Raw genomic sequence first — 17548 nt, 5'->3', positions numbered from 1 at the left:
TCAGCTCCCCGTGATGGTCGCGGCCCTGGCCGCGGGGTCGACGCGCAGTTTGGCCAGGGCTCTGGCGGCCTGGCTGCGCACGGTGGCCTCCGAGCAGCCGAGGATCGCGGCGATCTCCTTGTCGGGCAGGTCCGCGAAATAGCGCAGGACCAGCACCGCCCGCTGCTTGGCGGGCAGGGCGGCCAGCGCCGTACGGAGCGCCTCGCGGACGCCGAGCTCGCCGGCCGGATCCGCGGCGGCGCCCTCGGGCGGCTCCGCGGTCGGCACCTCGCCCCGCCACCTCCTGCGCCACCAGCTGGCATGGGTGTTGGCCAGGATCCGGTAGACGTAGGGGTCGGGATCGTCTCCCACTCTGCGCCAGGCGAACCACGCCTTGGCCAGTGCCGTCTGCAGCAGGTCCTCCGCCGTTCCCCAGTCACGGCATAGGAGGTAGGCGGTGCGCAGCAGACGGGCCGAGCGCTGCTCGACGTAGCGCTCGAAGTCGGCCCGGTCTCGCATCCGAAGTCCTCACTGATCGGTGATGTTCACCGATCACTACCGTTCGGACCCCGCGGAACGTTGCACGACCGGCGGGACATCACCCTCAGCGGTCGCGATACTCCCGGCCGCGTTCCCGGTGTTCCCGGTATTCCCGGTGCTCCCGGCGACGCCCGCGGCCGTCGGAGTCGTACCAGGGGGCGGCGGCCGGGTCGCCGGGCGCGTCCTGCGGGCCCTGGTGCCAGCCGTGGGCGCCGGAGGGCGGCAGGGAGTGCCGGGGCTCGCCCATGAGCTCGCCGCGCAGCTCGCGCCACTGCTCCCGCCAGGCGGCCCAGGGCTTCTTGAGGGGCTTGGCCTTGGAGTCGCCGATCACCTTGAGGTCGCCCATGACCACGTAGGCCTTGATCCGGATCAGTGGCACGTTCATACCGGGAGGCGCCTCGATGACCTGGACCTTCTTGTCCCCCATGATCGTGACGCCGTCGATCTCGATGTCCACGCCGTCCGGCACGATGATCTTCACATCGCCCATGACCACGGTGGCGACGATGTCGACCACGTCGGTGCGGACCTCGGCCTCACGCAGGTCGAGCACGACGTCGCCCATCACGGCGACCGCGCCGAGCCCCTGGTCGATCCGCCACTTGCCGCGGCGCTTGGAGTCGCCCATCACGGCCACGAACCACTGCCGCACCCTGCCCTCCCGGGGCACTGCGGGCCCGGCGGGCCCGGCGGGCGCGTAGGCGGGCCTGGGAGCGGCCTGCCCGGCCGTGGGCAGGTCGGAGGTGATGACCGCCAGCTCCGCCTGTGTGACGGCGGTGTAGGCCGCCTCGGTGCGCTCGGTCAGCTCTCCGAGTGTCAGGCGTCCCTCCACGGAGGCGACGCGCAGCCGCTCCACGACCGCCTCTCGCTCCGCGTCCGAGACCCGCATCGCGCCGGGATCACTCATAACTCACAACATATCGTGAGTTGTTCCGGCGAGGGTCCTCCGTAAGGAGGACATGACTGTTTACACCGCTGGAAACCGGCACCGCGGTCTCCGGTCGCCGCCTCCGGTCTCCGCCCCCACCGGAACGGACCGCCCGGTGCGCCGCCGGGTCCCGGCCTGTCCCGGCCCCGGCGGCGCACCGGGACAGGCTAGGGTCCCCTCATGTACGAAGAACTTCTGGAGGCGGTGGCCCGTAACGACGCCGAGCGGGCCGGGCGCCTGCTCCAGGACGGCACGGGCGCCGATCCCGGCGACGCTGCGGGGCGGACGGCGCTGTACGCGGCCGCGGCCGGCGGGCGCGCGGCGATCGTGGACGCCCTGCTCGCGCACGGGGCCGACCCGAACCGGATCAGCGAGGGCGAGGAGGAGGGGCTGCCCCTGTGCGCGGCGGCCGCCTGGGGCCACGCCGAGATCGTGAAGGCGCTGCTACGGGCCGGGGCCGATCCGGCGGGCCGGGAGGACGGCGGCTGGAGCGCGCCGCTCTGGGCCGCCTCCAACGGCCGGGCCGAGGCGCTCACGGCCCTGCTGGAGGCCGGAGCCTCCCCCGAGGAGACCAACGACAGCGGCGAGACCGCCCTCACCCTGGCCACCCGGCGCGGGGCGCTGGGCGCCGTGCGCGCGCTGCTGGAGCACGGGGCCGACGCGAGCCGGGCGGACGGCGAGGGCGACACCCCGCTGGCCATCGCCTACGACTGGCTGGGCACGCAACTGGAGAACGCGCTGCTCGAACAGCTCACCGAGCAGGCCCCCGAGGGGACGCAGTTCGTCGTGGGCCGCAGCCGCGCCGAGGACGGCACCGACCTGGTGACCGTCGCCGCCGTCGGGCCGGACGGCGAGCGCCAGGCCGAACTGCGCTGCCAGCGCGGTCACGCGGCCATCGCGACCCTCCTGGAGGACGCGGCCGGGGAGCGGCCGTCCTTCGACGAGCTGGTCGAGCGGGCGCTGCCGTACCGGGACGTCGACGAGGAGGCCGAGACCTGGTGGACGGTGGCGAGCTCGCTGAGCCGGCGCGGGGACGAGGAGACCTTCGAGGCCGCGGCGCGCCTGTGCGTCAGTGAGGATCCGCGCAAGCGGGAGTTCGCCGTCGACGTGCTGGCGGAGTTCGGCTTCACCGAGGACGACAAGCCCTTCCTGGAGCGGACGCTGCCGCTCCTGCGGCGGATGGCGGCCACCGAGGGCGACGAGCGGGTGCTGCGCTCGGTGCTCGGCGCGCTCGGCCACCACGGCGACCCCCGCGCGCTGCCCGAGGTCCTGGAGATCGTCACCGCCGGCGGATGGACGCGCACCCAGGCCGATCCCGCCGCGCTGGCCGCCGTCCTGCCGCCCGGTCACGCCGAGGGGCTCGCGCTGCTCATCTCGATGACGGAGGACCCCGACGAGGAGGTGCGCGACTGGGCGACCATGGGCCTGGCCGGGCTGACCGAGGACACCGAGCAGATCCGTGACGCGCTGGCCGGGCGGCTCGACGACGACGACCTGAACACCGTGGCCGAGGCGACCCGGGGGCTCGCGACGCGGGGCGACGCGCGGGCCAAGCGGGGCGCCGACCGGGTGCTCGCCGAGAGCGACGAGGACGACACCTACCTCCGCGACCTCGTCACGGGGAACTGACCCCACGGCCTCACCGCGGGGAACGACCTCCACCGGCTCGTCGCGGAAACCCGGTCTCCGCGGCCTCGCCCCGGAAACCGGGACGGTCTCGTCGTGGGGAACCGGCCGTCGCGGCCGGGACTCCTCACCGGGCCGGGCACCGCCCGGCGGTGCCCGGCCCGGCGGACCGGTGAGAAATCCCGTTAAGCGGTGATATGTATGCCAAGGCCCGGCGACGGGGCCGGTCGAGTCTCCTGGAGGCCGCGCGTGACCCATGACGTCTTCAACCAGGTTCCCCCGTTCACCGGTCACGACGTGTCCGCCGACGCCGCGCTCCTTTCCGGTGTGACGCGCGAGGGCGCGGACTGGGCCACGGGAGAGCTGCACCGGCTCGGCACGCTCGCGGGCTCGGAACAGGCCGGGGAGTGGGGACGGCTGGCCAACGAGCATCCGCCGGTCCTGCGCACCCACGACCGGCACGGCAACCGGATCGACGAGGTCGAGTTCCACCCCGCCTGGCATGAGCTGATGACCGTCGCGGTGGAGAACGGCCTGCACGCGACCGCCTGGTCGAGCGCCAGGCCGGGCGCCCACGTGGCCCGCGCGGCCAAGTTCTACGTCTGGAGCCAGGCCGAGGCCGGGCACGGCTGCCCGATCTCCATGACCTACGCCTCGGTCGCCGCGCTGCGCCACAGCCCGGCGCTCGCCGCCGCCTGGGAGCCCCTGCTGGTCTCCCGGAGCTACGACTTCGGCCTGCGGCCGCCGCAGGACAAGCGCGGGGTGCTCGCCGGAATGGCGATGACCGAGAAGCAGGGCGGCTCGGACGTCCGGGCGAGCACCACGAGGGCCGAGCCCCTGGGCGACGGGAGCTACGCCCTGACCGGTCACAAGTGGTTCAACTCGGCGCCGATGTGCGACGTGTTCCTGGTGCTCGCCCAGGCTCCGGGGGGCCTGTCGTGCTTCCTGCTGCCCCGGGTCCTGCCCGACGGCACCCGCAACGCCATGCGCCTGATGCGGCTGAAGGACAAGCTGGGCAACAGGTCGAACGCCAGCGCCGAGGTGGAGTACGACCGCGCGCTCGCCTGGCCGGTCGGCGAGGAGGGCCGGGGGGTGCGGACCATCCTGGAGATGGTCAACCTGACCCGGCTGGACTGTGTGATCGGCTCGGCGGCCGGCATGCGGTACGGCGTGACACGGGCCGTCCACCACGCCGCGCACCGCTCGGCCTTCGGCAGGAAGCTGATCGACCAGCCGCTGATGCGCAACGTCCTGGCGGACCTGGTCCTGGAGTCGGAGGCCGCGACCACGCTGATGACACGGCTCGCCGGGGCCACCGACCGGGCCGTCGCCGGGGACCGCGCCGAGAGCGCGCTGCGCCGGATCGCGCTGGCCGCCGGGAAGTACTGGGTGTGCAAACGCGGCCCGGCCCACGCGGCCGAGGCGCTGGAGTGCCTGGGCGGCAACGGCTACGTCGAGGAGTCGCAGATGCCGCGGCTGCTGCGCGAGTCACCGCTCAACGGCATCTGGGAGGGGTCGGGGAACGTGGCGGCGCTGGACGTGCTGCGCGCCCTGGGACGTGAACCCGAGGCTCAGGAGGCGTTCTTCGCCGAGGTCGCCCTGGCCGCGGGGGCCGACCGGCGCCTGGACGACGCCGCCGACCGGCTGCGCAGGTCGCTCGGCGACCTGAGCGGCATCGAGGCCCGCGCCCGCAGGGTCGCCGAGGACATGGCCCTGGTCCTGCAGGGTTCCCTGCTCGTACGGCTGGCGCCCCCGGCCGTCGCCGACGCCTTCTGCGCCTCCCGGCTGTCCGGCGAGGCGGGCCGCGCCTTCGGCACCCTGCCCCCGGGACTGGATCTGGCGGCCGTCGTCGACCGGGCCGTCATCTGACCCACCCCTGGCGTCTCTGGTGGTAGGCCGCCACGGCCGAGGCGGCTTGGACGTCGTCGGCCAGCAGCCGGGTGAGCCGGTCCAGCCTCCGGCTGGCGCACAGGGCGTAGCTCTCGGCCCACCACTCCGAGGAGCAGTCGCGGTAGCGGTCCAGGGCGAGCAGGGGACGGCAGAAGCTCATGATCCGCCGCCACTCCGGGGTCTGGTCCATCTCGTCCAGATCGCACAGCACGTGCCCGATCATGTGGTGGACCAGCGCCCCCGAGGAGTGGGCCCCGCCCGCGATGACGATCGTGCGTCCCACGTAGATGCCCGCCGAGTCGGCCGCCACCCGCGCGTCACAGGAGTCGTCCGGCTCGGGGGGCTCGGGGAGCACGTCGGCGCCGAGCCAGATCCCGTCGAGGTCCTCGGCCAGGCGGCTCGCCAGGTGGACGGGCAGGCCCGCGAGCTCGTCCACCGCGACCACCAGCTCCCGCCGCGGTGTCCCCGACCAGCGCCGGTGGATCACCCTCTCCAGCACACCGCAGTCGCGGGTGCCGTCCCGGGGCAGCGGCTCGCGGTGTCCTGTGCGGGTCGATGGGGGTGTCCTCATCCGAAGCGCTCCGTCCTGACAAAGAAATGCTCTCCGGTGATAAACGTCCGTCGCGGCGGTGTTCATTACAGGCGGATACGCAGATAATTCATTGCTTCGCCGAAGCAAAGAAAGCGATCTCCCTGCGGCCTTCTCCCTGGTCGCTGGTCTACTCTCGGCCCTCGAAAGGCGGGTGTCATCGCCGCCGCCGTCGCTTTCCACAAAAAGGATTAATTATGATGATCGGCCTGAAAGGGCTCGGTGTGGCGTGCGCCGCCCTCTCGACCCTTCTATCGAGTGCCCCGGCCTCGACCTCGGCCCCGCCTCCCGCCTCCACCGCCGATCCGCCCTCCCCCTGCCGGGCCGACATCGCCCGGGCGATCGCGGAACAGCTCGCGAAGGCGCCGGAGGGACGGCTCGTCCCGCCGGACACGCTCTCCTACGACGACGGCGCCGAGGTGATCACCTTCCGGCCGCCGTCGTGCGGCCCCGCCCGCCGGAGCGCCGAGCACGACTGCGACGAGGACGGCGTCCTGGACAACGCGGTGTGCCTCTACGACCGCCGGGCGTTCGAGGGGTCACGGCAGGCCATCAAGGCGCCGGGGCCGCGGAGGCTGAGCGGGACGGGCGTCATCATGTCCGTCAAGAACGACCGCCCCTTCGTCTTCTTCGTCAAACGGAGCCGCACCGACGGCGGAACCTGTTTCTCCCGCGAGGAGGGCTACGGCAACGTGAGCGACGTCGGCGACCAGCGCTGGGTGAACGCCCACCCCAGCATGCGCGACTGCCCCGGCCGCTGAACGACCGTCCCGGCCGCCCGTGACCGGGCCGGGGACGGGGCACGGCGCCCCACCCCCGGCCCGGTCCTGCCCGGTGCCCATCCGGCCCGGGCGGCGGCCGTACGGCCCGGGCGGCGGCCGTACGGCTCAGGAGGTCTTCCCCTCGCCGTCCACCCATCTGGCGGTGACGTACGTCCGGTACTCCTCGACGGCCGGGCGGAAGTCCGCCGAGCCGTCCGCCCCCGCGATCCTGATCAGCTCGGTCGCGAGCAGGCCCCCGGTCTCCGGGCTGACGACGAACACCCCCAGCAGCGGCCCGTCCTCGAACCCGAAGGCCTGTCCCGGCCTGCCGTCGCGGTCCCTGATCCGCCCGAGCGACCTCAGGTCGTCCTGGAGCGCGAGGACCCGCCACAGGGCCGCCGACAGCGCGGGATCGACCACGTCGTGGGAGCACAGGTTCTCCACCGCCCTGACGAGACGGCGCGTCGGCGTCATCGTGGCCTGCGGCTCGCCGGCCAGCAGCCGCCGGCGGAGCTCGGGCCCGGAGCGCGGCAGCGAGGCCGCCCGGGGCTGAAGGTCCGCCGCGCTGCCGGTGTCCCTGACCGTCGTGGAAGGCACGTCCCCGCCGCCCGGGGCGGGGACCGGATGCTCCAGGCCGGTCGAGATGCCCGCCCAGCCACCGCCGCCGAACGGCCTGCCCGCCGTCCGTGTCCTGAGATAGGTCCCGCCGTCGCCCGCCGGTGTCCAGCGCCGCACGACCCACGGCATGACCTCCGAGGTCGTGCCGTCCGCCGCCACGGTGGTCGCCAGCAGCCACTCCTCGGTCCTGACGTAGCTCCACGGGCCGGGCGCGGGGTGCGGGCGGCCCGCGGCGAGCGCCGCCAGCTCCAGCAGATCGGGCGAGGCCGGCGGGAAAGACGCCATCGGGCGGGGGGACAGGTCGCGCAGGGGCCTGACGCTGGAGATGCGCACGATCCTGGTCAGGTCGTCGGTGATGCGCGGCCCCGGGCGACCGGCCGGGGCGGGCGGTGCCGCCCCGGCGGACGGCCGGACCTGCCGGGGCTGCTGCGGGAGCTGCAGCGAGGCGACCATCGCCGCGGCGGACCCCAGGACGAGGAAGACCAGGGCGGGTCCCCTGCCGCGCGTCCTGCGGGGGGCGCGCCCGCGCAGGATCCGCCGGAGGATCTCGTCGTCCTCCCCCCGGCCCATCCTCTCCCGCACCTCGTGCGGGAGGACCGGATTGTGCCTGACCATGAGCTCACGGACCTCGTCGCCGCCCTCGGTGCTCACCTGCCGGCCTCCTCGCACCGCAGGCGCATGCCGCGCAGCAGCTCGGCCAGGCGCATGCGGGCCCGGCACAGCCGCACCCGGACCGCGTTGGGCGTCAGGCCGAGGACCTTGCCGATCTCCTCGACCGCGAGGTCCTCCCAGTAGTGCAGGCGGAGGATCTCTCCGTCCTTGGGGCGCAGGCGCGCCATGGCCGTCTCCATCGCGGTCCTGACCTCTTCCTCTTCGTGTGCTCCCTCAGCGGACTGTTCGGGCGGGAGCTGTCTCAGCAGCGCCACGAGACGCTGTCTGCGCCCCTCGCCGCGCGTGGCGTTGCGCACGTGGCCCCAGGCCACGCGGTACAGCCAGGCGATGACGGCCCGTTCGTCGTCCTTCGGGATCCGGTGCCTCTTGTTCCAGGCAGTCTGGAAGGTGCACGAGGCGATGTCGTCGGCTCCCCCGCAGCCGACCCGGCGCGCCGCGTATGCCCACACAGGCTCGTAGAAGGCGCGGAACATCCATTCGAACCACTTCTCCTCGTCCTCCTCCGACACGGCCGCCCCTTCCCCACCTGCCGTCATGGCTCTTACGTCCAGCACCAAGGATTCGATTACAGATTCCATGCGAACGGTCACGGAAAGTCATTCGAGCCTTACCTCGGAACGCGCCGTCCCTGACGGCCGCCTCCGTTCCGAGGAAGGTTCCGGAGAAGGACGGGCACCAATGAACGCTCCGGGGGCGAGCGTCGTGATCTCGACCAGTAGGGTCGTTCATGGCTAACGCTTCGTGATCGAAAGGACATCGCCATGGCGACGACACGTACCGCTACGACCCAGTGGAAGGGCGCGCTCCTCGACGGATCGGGCACCGTCTCGCTGGACTCCTCCGGTGTGGGCACGTTCGACGTGTCCTGGCCCTCCAGAGCCGAGCAGGCCAACGGCAAGACCTCTCCGGAGGAGCTCATCGCGGCGGCGCACTCCTCCTGCTTCTCGATGGCCCTGTCCCACGGGCTGGCGCAGGCGGGCACCCCTCCGCAGTCCCTGGAGACCAGGGCGGACGTGACCTTCCAGCCGGGCGAGGGCATCACCGGGATCGTCATCTCGGTCCGCGGCCAGGTGGAGGGCCTGTCGGCGGAGGAGTTCCAGCAGGCGGCCGAGACGGCCAAGGCCAACTGCCCGGTGAGCAAGGCCCTCGCGGGCACCACGATCAGCCTCAACGCCGAACTGGTCGGCTGATCGGCGCGGTTCCATGACCGCGCGGGCCCAGGGCGGCCCGCGCGGTCACGGACTCCCGGGCCCGCCGCCCGCGTCCCCGCTCCCCGTCCCGCCGTCCCGCCGTCCCCTGGATCCGGGAACACGGCCCGGACTTCCCCGCCCCCGCGCTCCCCGGCCCCGCGCCCCCGTCACCCCCTCCGCACCCTCTCAGTGCCCTCTCAGTGCCCTCTCAGTGCCCTCTCCGCACGCCGTACGCCGGCGGGTTCCGCCCGCTCCGGGATCGCGCACACCCCGTCACCGAACGCATCCGCGCAGAAACTCGCATATCCGAGGAAAGCGGCAAAATCGCAGGTTAAAGCCTTAAGGATCGGCGTTCCACTCAGTGACCCGGGGCGCATACACTCAGGCCACCCCCGCTCCACCGGGCAGACCACCCCGAGGGCCGAGGCACCGGTCACGCCGTGCCCCCGGTCGCGGCCACCCGGCCGTCCCCCACTCCTGCCCGGTCGCGACCGACCATCCGAGCAAGCAGCCGAAGAAGGTGCACACCCCGCAGGTCCGCCGCTCCCGCCGGGAGAGGCCGGGCCGGTCCGACCATTCGTGTTCCCCCGCAGCGGGGCGCCGACAGCGGCGACGCCCCGCGCACGAGGGCCCAGCTGAGGGAGAATAAGGCCACATGCGCGAAATCTGGCCGGGATCGCCATACCCACTCGGTGGCACCTGGGATGGCGCCGGCACCGGTTTCTCGGTGTTCTCCGAGGTGGCCGAGCGCGTCGAGCTGTGCCTGTTCGACGACGACGGCCGTGAGGAACGCGTCGACCTGCCCGAGGTGGACGGCTTCGTCTGGCACGGCTACTTCCCGGGAGTCACCCCGGGCCAGCGCTACGGCTACCGCGTGCACGGCCCGTACGACCCCTCCGGGGGGCACCGCTGCAACCCCGCCAAGCTGCTGCTCGACCCCTACGCCAAGGCCGTCGAGGGCGGCCTGGCGTGGAACGAGTCGCTGTTCTCGTATCCGTTCACCGACCCGGCCGGGCGCAACGACGACGACAGCGCCCCCTTCATGCCGAAGAACGTGGTGGTCAACCCGTTCTTCGACTGGGGGAACGACCGGTTGCCCCACACGCCGTACCACCAGACCGTGATCTACGAGGCGCACGTGCGCGGGCTCACCATGCGCCACCCCGCCGTGCCCAGGGAGCACCGCGGCACGTACGCCGGCCTGGCGCACCCGGCGGTCATCGACCACCTGCTGAGCCTGGGCGTCACCGCCGTGGAGCTGATGCCGGTGCACCAGTTCGTGCCGGAGCACGCGATGGTCGCCCGGGGGCTGACGAACTACTGGGGCTACAACACGATCGCCTACCTGGCGCCGCACGCCGCCTACTCCGCCTCGGGGCAGCGGGGCCAGCAGGTGCAGGAGTTCAAGGCCATGGTGCGGGCGCTGCACGACGCCGGGATCGAGGTCATCCTGGACGTGGTCTACAACCACACGGCCGAGGGCGACCACATGGGGCCGACGCTGGGCTTCCGCGGCATCGACAACGCGGCCTACTACCGGCTGCACGACGGCGACCGGCGCTTCTACCTCGACTACACCGGCTGCGGCAACTCCCTCAACGTCCGTTCGCCGCACGCGCTGCAGCTCATCATGGACTCGCTGCGCTACTGGGTCCTGGAGATGCACGTCGACGGCTTCCGCTTCGACCTGGCCGCCGCCCTGGCCCGGGAGCTGCACGACGTCGACCGGCTGAGCGCGTTCTTCGACCTGATCCAGCAGGACCCGGTCATCTCCCAGGCGAAGCTGATCGCCGAGCCGTGGGACGTGGGCCCCGGCGGCTACCAGGTCGGCAACTTCCCTCCGCTGTGGACGGAGTGGAACGGCAAGTACCGCGACAGCGTGCGCGACTTCTGGCGCGGGAACGGCTCCGCGCTGCCGGAGTTCGCCTCCCGGCTGACCGGCTCGGCCGACCTCTACGCCACCTCGGGGCGCCGCCCGGTGGCCTCCATCAACTTCGTCACCTGCCACGACGGGTTCACGCTCACCGACCTGGTCTCCTACGACCGCAAGCACAACGAGGCCAACGGGGAGGACAACCGCGACGGCACCGACGACAACCGGTCGTGGAACTGCGGCGCCGAGGGGGTGACCGGCGATCCGGAGATCACTCGCCTGCGCCGCCGCCAGCGCCGTAACCTCCTGACCACCCTGTTCGTCTCCCAGGGTGTGCCGATGCTGCTGGCGGGCGACGAGTTCGGCCGGACGCAGGGCGGCAACAACAACGCCTACTGCCAGGACAACGAGATCTCCTGGGTCGACTGGTCGCCGGCCGAAGACGAGAAGGAACTGCTGTCCTTCGTCAGGACCCTGTCGGAGCTGCGGCGCGAGCACCCCGTCTTCCAGCGGCGCAGGTTCTTCCACGGGCGCAGGGCCGACGACGGCACCCGCGACATCGTCTGGTTCACCCCTTCGGGCGAGGAGATGTCGGCCTCCGACTGGCACACCGGATACGCCAAGTCGCTGACCGTCTTCCTCAACGGCGAGGCGATCACCGAACCCGGCCCCCGCGGCGAGCCGATCGTCGACGACTCCTTCCTGCTGCTGATCAACGGCCACCACGAGGACATGACCTTCACCGTTCCCGACGCGAGGTACGGCGCGCGGTGGCTGCCCGTGCTGGACACCGCCGACGAGGACCCCGCGCGGGCGCTCCCGGACGGGTCCTGGGCGCCGGAGGCCGAGATCGCGGTGACCTCGCGCTCGGTGCGGATCCTGCGCTGCCACCGGAGGTAGGCGCCGCGGCCCGGAGGGCGGCCTCCCGGAGGGCGGCGTGGGAGCGCTCTTCCGGGAGACGGCGTGGGGCCGTCCTCCCGGAGGGCGGCGTCAGAGACCGGTGGCGATCGCGGCGGTGAGCAGCACCAGGACGAACGTGACCACGCCCGTCAGGCCGTGCAGCAGCACGGCGACGAGGGGGAAGCGCTGTTCCGCGCCGCGCGCGTGACGGCCTCCGCCGAGCCAGCGGGTGAACATGGTGAAGCCGAGCAGCGCGGAGACCGTGAGCACCCCGAACGACAGCCAGGCGAAGAACCGCTCGAAGGTCACCACGTAGGCGATCCAGCAGCCCAGGGCGGAGACCGCCAGCGCCGGGTGGGCGAAGACCAGCACCGCGGGGAAACGGGTGACCTTCGTCGCCTGCTGGCGCAGGCCGCCGCCGGAGAGCCAGAGATACAGCAGATATATCCCGACCATCGCGGTGATCAGCCACATCACGATCGCGACCAGCCCCACACACCCTCCCAGGTCTCGTTGAACGCATCATGTATCGGGAACCGCACAAAGTCACCGGATGCGTCGAATCCGTTATTTTCTGTTCCGGGAACGCTCCCACGCGCCCCCTCCGGAACGGCCGGGGCGACACCGGCGGCGGCCCCGTCCCTCCCCTGTGCCAGGGTGGGAGGATGCGCCTCATCCATCCGACGGTCTCGGACGACGTCGATCTCGCGCGGGCCTACGCCTACCCCGGAGGCCCGTGCGTCCGCCTCAACATGGTGGCCAGCGCCGACGGCGGGACCTGGCTGAAAGGACTGTCCGGCGGCCTGTCCGGCAAGGGCGACCGGCGGATCTTCGGGGTGCTGCGCGGGCAGGCCGACGTCATCCTGGCGGGGGCCGCGACGGTCAGGGCCGAGGAGTACGGCCCGGCCAGGCCGAGGGAGTCGTGGCGTGAGCTGCGGCGGGGCCGGCCCGCCGCGCCGCCGATCGCCGTGCTCACCCGGCGGCTCGACCTGGACCTGACTGGACCGCTGTTCGCCGAGGCGGAGCCGGACGCCAGGACGATCGTCGTCACCTGCGGCGCGGCGCCCCGCGACCGGCGCGAGGAGGCCGCGCGGCACGCCGAGGTGATCGTGGCGGGGGACGACCGGGTGGATCTGGCTGCGGCGCTCGGGGAGCTCGCCGAGCGCGGCCTGGAACGGGTGCTGTGCGAGGGCGGCCCGAAGGTCAACGCCGAGCTCGCGGCGGCCGGTCTGGTCGACGAGCTCTGCCTCACGGTGAGCCCGATGCTGATCGGCGGCACCGCCGCGCGGCTGCTCGACGGCCCCGACACGCTCACCCGTCTGCGCCTGGCCCACGTCCTGGAGGAGGATGGCTTCCTGTTCACCAGATACGTCCGGTGACGGTGACGTCCCGGCGAACGAACGAGGATCAGGATGAACCTTCCGCTACGGCCGCCGCTCGCGCCGATGCTGGCCAGAGCCGTCAAGAGCCTGCCCCCGCAGGACGGCACCCTGCTGTACGAGCCGAAGTGGGACGGGTTCCGGTGCGTCGTCTTCCGCGACGGCGACGAGGTGTATCTCGGCAGCCGCAACGAACGGCCGTTCACGCGTTACTTCCCCGAGCTGGTCGAGGCGGTGCGGGCGGAGCTGCCCGAGCGGGTGGTGATGGACGGGGAGATCGTGGTCCGCGGCGGTCAGACGCTCGACTTCGAGGCCCTGCAGCAGCGCATCCACCCGGCGGCCTCCCGGGTGAAGCTGCTGGCCGAACGGACACCGGCGTCGTTCGTCGCCTTCGACCTGCTGGCGCTGGGCGAGGAGTCCCTGCTGGAGGTCCCCTTCTCGCGGCGCCGCGCCAGGCTGGAGTCGGTCTTCGGCGCCGCGGGGCACGGGGTACGGCTGACGCCGGTCACCTCGTCGCAGGAACAGGCCGCCGAGTGGTTCGAGGCGTTCGAGGGCGCCGGGCTGGACGGCGTCGTGGCCAAGCCGGGCGGGCTGCCGTACCAGCCGGACAAGAGGGTGATGCTCAAGGTCAAGCACGAGCGCACCGCCGACGTGGTGGTGGCGGGCTACCGGGAGCACAAGTCGGGCCCGGTGGTCGGGTCCCTGCTGCTGGGGCTCCACGACTCCACCGGTACGCTGCGGCACGTCGGCGTGGCGGCGTCGTTCACGATGAAACGCAGGGCGGAGCTGGTCGGGGAACTCGCCCCGTACGTGAGCCGGGACGGCCACCCGTGGAGTGCCGACTCCCTGCCCGGCGCGGTCTCCAAGTGGAGCGCGGCCAAGGACCTGTCCTTCGTGCCGCTGCGCCCGGAGCTGGTGGTCGAGGTCGCCTACGACCACATGGAGGGCTCGCGCTTCCGGCACACCGCCCAGTTCCGCCGCTGGCGGCCCGACCGCGACCCCGGGTCGTGCACCTACGAGCAGCTGGAGCGGCCCGTCTCCTACGATCTGGATGACATCCTGGCCCGTTGAGGCGATTCGCATAGACACGAGCACCAAAAGGCGTTATATCTCGACCATGGCACGATCATCCTCCTCCGGTGACGAGCTGCGAGCCTCCCTCGAAGCCCGCCGCGAGCTCGGCCCCGAATACGAAGACTCCCTCGTCGAGGGCTTCCTCGAGAAGATGGACCAGGAGATCGACAGGCGGGTGGACGACCGGATCGCCGCCCGCGCGCACAGGGAGAGCCCGCCGGTCAAGCCCTCGGTGGAGGCCGGTCAGCGGCTGGCCCTGGCGATCGTCACCATCGCGCTGGGTGTCCCGGGAACGGTCGGGCTGTCCTTCGCCGGGCTTGGGGACTCCCTGGGGTTCGTGCTCGTCCTCATGTGGGTCGGGATCATCGGGGTGAACCTCTCCTTCATCCTCGGCAGGCGGCGCCAGGGCTGACCCCGCAGCCGGAACCGGCCACGACGCGAGCCTCGCCGGCGCTCGGCCGGCTCCAGGGGGTCCGGGCTGATCTACCCCGGGAACGCCGCCCCTGACCGGCCGGCGTCACCCGCTCGTCTCCCCGCGCGTCATCCGGTGGTCTCCTCGCGTGCCTTGCTGGGCTGCACCCGCTTCGGCTCACCGGGCATCTTCGGGTAGTTGGGCGGGTAGGGCATGTCCACTGCGCCGTCACGCTCGAACCACTCCAGCAGGGGTTCGATCGAGTAGGCCCGCTCGTCGATCGCGGCGTGCACGTCGCCCAGCTCGGCGAACCGGGCCGGGACCGTACGGATGTCGAAGTCGCGCGGGTCGGCGTCCGCCAGTTCCTCCCACGTGACGGGGGCCGAGACGGGGGCGTTCGGCCTGGCGCGGACCGAGTAGGCGGCGGCCAGGGTGCGGTCGCGGGCGTTCTGGTTGTAGTCCAGGAAGACCCGCTCCCCTCGCTCCTCCTTCCACCACGCGGTGGTGGCCAGGTGGGGCACGCGCCGCTCGACCTCGCGGACGAGGGCGATCCCGGCGTGACGCACCCGCACGAAGTCCCAGTGCGGCTCGATCCGCACGGCGACGTGGACGCCCCTGCCGCCGGAGGTCTTGGGGAAACCCGTGACGCCGAGCTCCTGGAAGATCTCCCGGACCACGAAGGCCACCTCGCGCGTCTCCTTGAAGCCGGTGCCCGGCTGCGGGTCGATGTCGACGCGCAGCTCGTCGGGGTGCTCGACGTCGGAGGACAGGACCTGCCAGGGGTGGAAGTCGATGGTTCCCAGCTGCGCGCAGTAGGCGATCTCGGCGACCTCGGTCACGCACAGCGCCTGCGCGGTCCGGCCGCTGGGGAAGCGGACCTCGGCCGTCTTGACCCACTCGGGCCGCTTGAGGGGCATGCGCTTCTGGTAGATCTCCTCCCCCTGGATCCCGTCGGGATAGCGCCGCAGGTGGGTGGGGCGGTCGTACAGCGCGCGCAGGATGCCCGGGCCCACGCTCACGTAGTATTCGACCAGCTCGCGCTTGGTCACCCCGATCTCGGGGAAGTAGACCTTGTCGGGGTTGGTGACCTTGACCACCCTGTCCCCGACGGGGAGTTCCATGTACGGCGACGCCATACGTCCGACCGTACCCCGTGTGGTCTGATCCGTCCCGGAACCGGGATGGGTGGGTCCGCCCCGGAGCCGCCACGGCGGCGGGACCGGGCACTCAACGGGGCGGACCGCATGATCACCCGTCGTGCACTCCGGTTCCGGGCGCTGGCGCGCCACCCGGCCGGCGGCATTGCGACCGTCCAGTTGACCCTTGGACGGCCCGACGGATGATCTCACCCCTCAACAGGAAGGTGAAATACCCCCCATCTTCAAAGACGCTAAATCGGACATAAATGGATGCTTCACCCCCAAGATTTTTCCCTCCGGCACCGGCCGCGGCCGTGGACGGCCTTCGAGCGCCGGGAGCGGCCTGGAACATCGGGATCACCATCTCGACCACATAGGCTTGAGGCATGGAAAAGGTGGTCAAGAGCGACGCCGAATGGCGTGTCCAGCTCTCTCCCGAGGAGTTTCACGTGCTCCGCCAGGCGGGCACCGAGCGCCCCTTCACCGGCGAGTACGTCGACACCAAGACCGAGGGCGTCTACAGCTGCCGGGCCTGCGGCGCCGAGCTGTTCCGCTCCGACACCAAGTTCGACAGCCACTGCGGCTGGCCGAGTTTCTACGAGCCGTCGAAGTCCGACGCGGTGACCCTGATCGAGGACCGCTCGCTGGGCATGGTCCGGGTCGAGGTCCGCTGCGCCACCTGCGACTCCCATCTCGGCCACGTCTTCCACGGCGAGGGGTACGCCACCCCGACGGACGACCGCTACTGCATCAACTCCGTCTCGCTGCGACTGGAACCCGTCGAGTAGGACCCGGCCCCCTCCCGCCACGGTTCCACGGACCCCTCCCGCCACGGTTCCGCGGACCCCGGCGGCCGGAGGGGTCACCGCGGGGGTCACCACGGCCGCGCCGAACGATCCGCACCACAATCCGCCCCCGCGGAACAGTGAGGACGCCCGGCATCGGGGTACAGCGACATCACGTACAGTACGCACACATCTCCGCAACGTGTTCGCGCTCAGGGGGCGGTTGTGCACCTCCGGCACAGGTGGGAGATCATCGAGAGCGTTGGCCGGGTGATCGTTCAGCGCTGCAGGATCTGTGGCAAGACCAGGGTCCGGGTGCTCTGACCGGCCCCGGCACGGACCGCCCCCACCGGATCCGGGACAGGCCGTCCACCGGGATCCCGGACGGGCCGCTCACCGGGCCCGGCGCGGCACCGCCTCCGAGGTCACCTCCGGGATCACACCGGGGTCACTTGCGGGGCTCGGGATAGGTCAGGCGGCAGTCGGAGTCGTTCGGGCCGAGGATGTTGGCCAGCACCGGGTTGCCGTTCTCCCCGAACTTCGCCTGGACGAAGACCACCGGTTTGGGCTCGCCGAGTTCCCCGACGAGATAGTCACGGCCGGTCTCGCAGAGTTTGAGGGCCTGCTTGGAGTTGCTCGCAGATTCCGGTAGATCCGTATATATCCGTAGATAACCACCGACCATGCGGATGTCCTTGAGGCGTTTGGTCGCCTTGTGCTCCACGAAATAGGCCAGGGCCTTCTTGTCGGTGTGCTTGGACAGGCCCGTGGCCTTGACAGCGTCTCCCCGCTTGTCGTCCCCCGGAGTGACGGTCAGCACCTGACCACCGCCCGGGGAGACCGCGGAGGGCACCGCGACGACGGCCCGCGCCACCTCCTGCTGCTGCGTCGGCGCCCCGGCGCGCAGCAGCGACCCGCCCAGCACCAGCACCGCGATCGCCAGCGCGGCCACCCCCACCAGGATTTCAAGAAGACGCGATCGGGCTTTCCTCCCGCGGCGGCCGTTCCTCCGCCCGCTGGACCGTGCCAGACTCTCGTCCGTTTTCACCCTTTGGCCTCACATAGAAAGGTGATCTTTTTCCCTGAGTATTACAAACGCCTGGCGCGATGGCGAACGTTTCACCGGATCGGCGCCACCGTCACCGCCCCACGCGCACCACCCGTACCTCGGGAAACGACGGCGCGGGGCGACA

At 71.8% G+C, this 17548-nt stretch carries 17 protein-coding genes; 9 read left to right on the top strand and 8 right to left on the bottom strand.

Annotated features, from left to right (window positions below; genetic code table 11):
• Window positions 1–498, bottom strand: coding sequence for a SigE family RNA polymerase sigma factor (locus AB0N02_RS07275; protein WP_363943635.1), 498 nt, complete (start codon window positions 496–498; stop codon window positions 1–3).
• Window positions 499–583: 85 nt separating this feature from the next.
• Window positions 584–1426: a DUF1707 domain-containing protein gene (locus AB0N02_RS07270; protein WP_363943633.1), complete on the bottom strand. Its 843-nt coding sequence runs from the start codon at window positions 1424–1426 to the stop codon at window positions 584–586.
• Between the two features lie 201 nt (window positions 1427–1627).
• On the opposite strand from AB0N02_RS07270, the gene AB0N02_RS07265 reads away from it, so the two are divergent.
• Window positions 1628–3076 (top strand): ankyrin repeat domain-containing protein, encoded by a 1449-nt coding sequence (locus AB0N02_RS07265; protein ID WP_363943631.1) that lies wholly within the window; start codon window positions 1628–1630, stop codon window positions 3074–3076.
• Between the two features lie 246 nt (window positions 3077–3322).
• Complete coding sequence (locus tag AB0N02_RS07260) at window positions 3323–4942, top strand: isovaleryl-CoA dehydrogenase (protein ID WP_363943630.1); 1620 nt, start codon at window positions 3323–3325, stop codon at window positions 4940–4942.
• Here AB0N02_RS07260 and AB0N02_RS07255 read toward each other — a convergent pair.
• On the bottom strand, window positions 4935–5534 hold the full coding sequence (locus AB0N02_RS07255; protein WP_363943628.1) for a hypothetical protein: 600 nt from the start codon (window positions 5532–5534) through the stop codon (window positions 4935–4937). The two genes, AB0N02_RS07260 and AB0N02_RS07255, sit on opposite strands and share 8 nt — an antisense overlap.
• 215 nt (window positions 5535–5749) lie before the next feature.
• On the opposite strand from AB0N02_RS07255, the gene AB0N02_RS07250 reads away from it, so the two are divergent.
• Window positions 5750–6313: a hypothetical protein gene (locus tag AB0N02_RS07250; protein ID WP_363943626.1), complete on the top strand. Its 564-nt coding sequence runs from the start codon at window positions 5750–5752 to the stop codon at window positions 6311–6313.
• A gap of 126 nt (window positions 6314–6439) precedes the next feature.
• Here the strand turns inward: AB0N02_RS07250 and AB0N02_RS07245 are convergent, their stop codons facing one another.
• Window positions 6440–7582 carry a hypothetical protein gene (locus tag AB0N02_RS07245; protein ID WP_363943624.1) on the bottom strand — a complete coding sequence of 381 codons (1143 nt, stop codon included), beginning with the start codon at window positions 7580–7582 and terminating at the stop codon, window positions 6440–6442.
• Entirely contained in the window at window positions 7579–8112 is a 534-nt protein-coding gene (locus AB0N02_RS07240) for a sigma-70 family RNA polymerase sigma factor (RefSeq protein WP_363943622.1), read from the bottom strand. The genes AB0N02_RS07245 and AB0N02_RS07240 overlap by 4 nt, the downstream gene beginning before the upstream one ends.
• Window positions 8113–8364: 252 nt before the next feature.
• On the opposite strand from AB0N02_RS07240, the gene AB0N02_RS07235 reads away from it, so the two are divergent.
• On the top strand, window positions 8365–8793 hold the full coding sequence (locus tag AB0N02_RS07235) for an OsmC family protein (protein ID WP_363943620.1): 429 nt from the start codon (window positions 8365–8367) through the stop codon (window positions 8791–8793).
• 655 nt (window positions 8794–9448) lie between these two features.
• Window positions 9449–11566 (top strand): glycogen debranching protein GlgX, encoded by a 2118-nt coding sequence (gene glgX, locus AB0N02_RS07230; RefSeq protein ID WP_363943618.1) that lies wholly within the window; start codon window positions 9449–9451, stop codon window positions 11564–11566.
• A 90-nt stretch (window positions 11567–11656) separates the two neighbouring features.
• Here the strand turns inward: glgX and AB0N02_RS07225 are convergent, their stop codons facing one another.
• Complete coding sequence (locus AB0N02_RS07225) at window positions 11657–12061, bottom strand: hypothetical protein (RefSeq protein WP_363943617.1); 405 nt, start codon at window positions 12059–12061, stop codon at window positions 11657–11659.
• A 170-nt stretch (window positions 12062–12231) separates the two neighbouring features.
• On the opposite strand from AB0N02_RS07225, the gene AB0N02_RS07220 reads away from it, so the two are divergent.
• From AB0N02_RS07220 to AB0N02_RS07210, 3 genes are read left to right on the top strand one after another with little or no spacing between them, the layout of a single operon-like run.
• Window positions 12232–12945 (top strand): pyrimidine reductase family protein, encoded by a 714-nt coding sequence (locus AB0N02_RS07220; protein ID WP_363943616.1) that lies wholly within the window; start codon window positions 12232–12234, stop codon window positions 12943–12945.
• Between the two features lie 33 nt (window positions 12946–12978).
• Entirely contained in the window at window positions 12979–14016 is a 1038-nt protein-coding gene (locus AB0N02_RS07215) for an ATP-dependent DNA ligase (RefSeq protein ID WP_363943614.1), read from the top strand.
• 46 nt (window positions 14017–14062) lie between these two features.
• The gene (locus AB0N02_RS07210) at window positions 14063–14431 is read left to right on the top strand and encodes a hypothetical protein (RefSeq protein WP_363943612.1); all 369 of its coding nucleotides are present in this window, start codon (window positions 14063–14065) and stop codon (window positions 14429–14431) included.
• A gap of 128 nt (window positions 14432–14559) precedes the next feature.
• Here the strand turns inward: AB0N02_RS07210 and ligD are convergent, their stop codons facing one another.
• Entirely contained in the window at window positions 14560–15567 is a 1008-nt protein-coding gene (gene ligD, locus AB0N02_RS07205) for a non-homologous end-joining DNA ligase (protein ID WP_363943610.1), read from the bottom strand.
• A gap of 389 nt (window positions 15568–15956) precedes the next feature.
• On the opposite strand from ligD, the gene msrB reads away from it, so the two are divergent.
• A complete protein-coding gene (gene msrB / locus AB0N02_RS07200; protein ID WP_363943609.1) occupies window positions 15957–16358 on the top strand; it encodes a peptide-methionine (R)-S-oxide reductase MsrB in 402 nt (133 codons plus the stop codon).
• A gap of 445 nt (window positions 16359–16803) precedes the next feature.
• Here the strand turns inward: msrB and AB0N02_RS07195 are convergent, their stop codons facing one another.
• A complete protein-coding gene (locus tag AB0N02_RS07195) occupies window positions 16804–17307 on the bottom strand; it encodes a hypothetical protein (RefSeq protein WP_363943608.1) in 504 nt (167 codons plus the stop codon).
• Window positions 17308–17548 lie beyond the last annotated feature (241 nt).

The organism is Streptosporangium sp. NPDC051022 (assembly GCF_040683035.1).
Classification (GTDB): Bacteria; Actinomycetota; Actinomycetes; order Streptosporangiales; family Streptosporangiaceae; genus Streptosporangium.
This window is presented reverse-complemented; position numbering and strand designations above follow the sequence as displayed.

Excerpts from the sequence above, each read along its gene's own strand:
- AB0N02_RS07275 (WP_363943635.1), bottom strand. The coding sequence starts at position 498 with ATGCGAGACCGGGCCGACTTCGAGCGCTACGTCGAGCAGCGCTCGGCC.
- AB0N02_RS07270 (WP_363943633.1), bottom strand. The coding sequence starts at position 1,426 with ATGAGTGATCCCGGCGCGATGCGGGTCTCGGACGCGGAGCGAGAGGCG.
- AB0N02_RS07265 (WP_363943631.1), top strand. The coding sequence starts at position 1,628 with ATGTACGAAGAACTTCTGGAGGCGGTGGCCCGTAACGACGCCGAGCGG.
- AB0N02_RS07255 (WP_363943628.1), bottom strand. The coding sequence starts at position 5,534 with ATGAGGACACCCCCATCGACCCGCACAGGACACCGCGAGCCGCTGCCC.
- AB0N02_RS07250 (WP_363943626.1), top strand. The coding sequence starts at position 5,750 with ATGATGATCGGCCTGAAAGGGCTCGGTGTGGCGTGCGCCGCCCTCTCG.
- AB0N02_RS07235 (WP_363943620.1), top strand. The coding sequence starts at position 8,365 with ATGGCGACGACACGTACCGCTACGACCCAGTGGAAGGGCGCGCTCCTC.
- glgX (WP_363943618.1), top strand. The coding sequence starts at position 9,449 with ATGCGCGAAATCTGGCCGGGATCGCCATACCCACTCGGTGGCACCTGG.
- AB0N02_RS07220 (WP_363943616.1), top strand. The coding sequence starts at position 12,232 with ATGCGCCTCATCCATCCGACGGTCTCGGACGACGTCGATCTCGCGCGG.
- AB0N02_RS07215 (WP_363943614.1), top strand. The coding sequence starts at position 12,979 with ATGAACCTTCCGCTACGGCCGCCGCTCGCGCCGATGCTGGCCAGAGCC.
- AB0N02_RS07210 (WP_363943612.1), top strand. The coding sequence starts at position 14,063 with ATGGCACGATCATCCTCCTCCGGTGACGAGCTGCGAGCCTCCCTCGAA.
- ligD (WP_363943610.1), bottom strand. The coding sequence starts at position 15,567 with ATGGCGTCGCCGTACATGGAACTCCCCGTCGGGGACAGGGTGGTCAAG.
- msrB (WP_363943609.1), top strand. The coding sequence starts at position 15,957 with ATGGAAAAGGTGGTCAAGAGCGACGCCGAATGGCGTGTCCAGCTCTCT.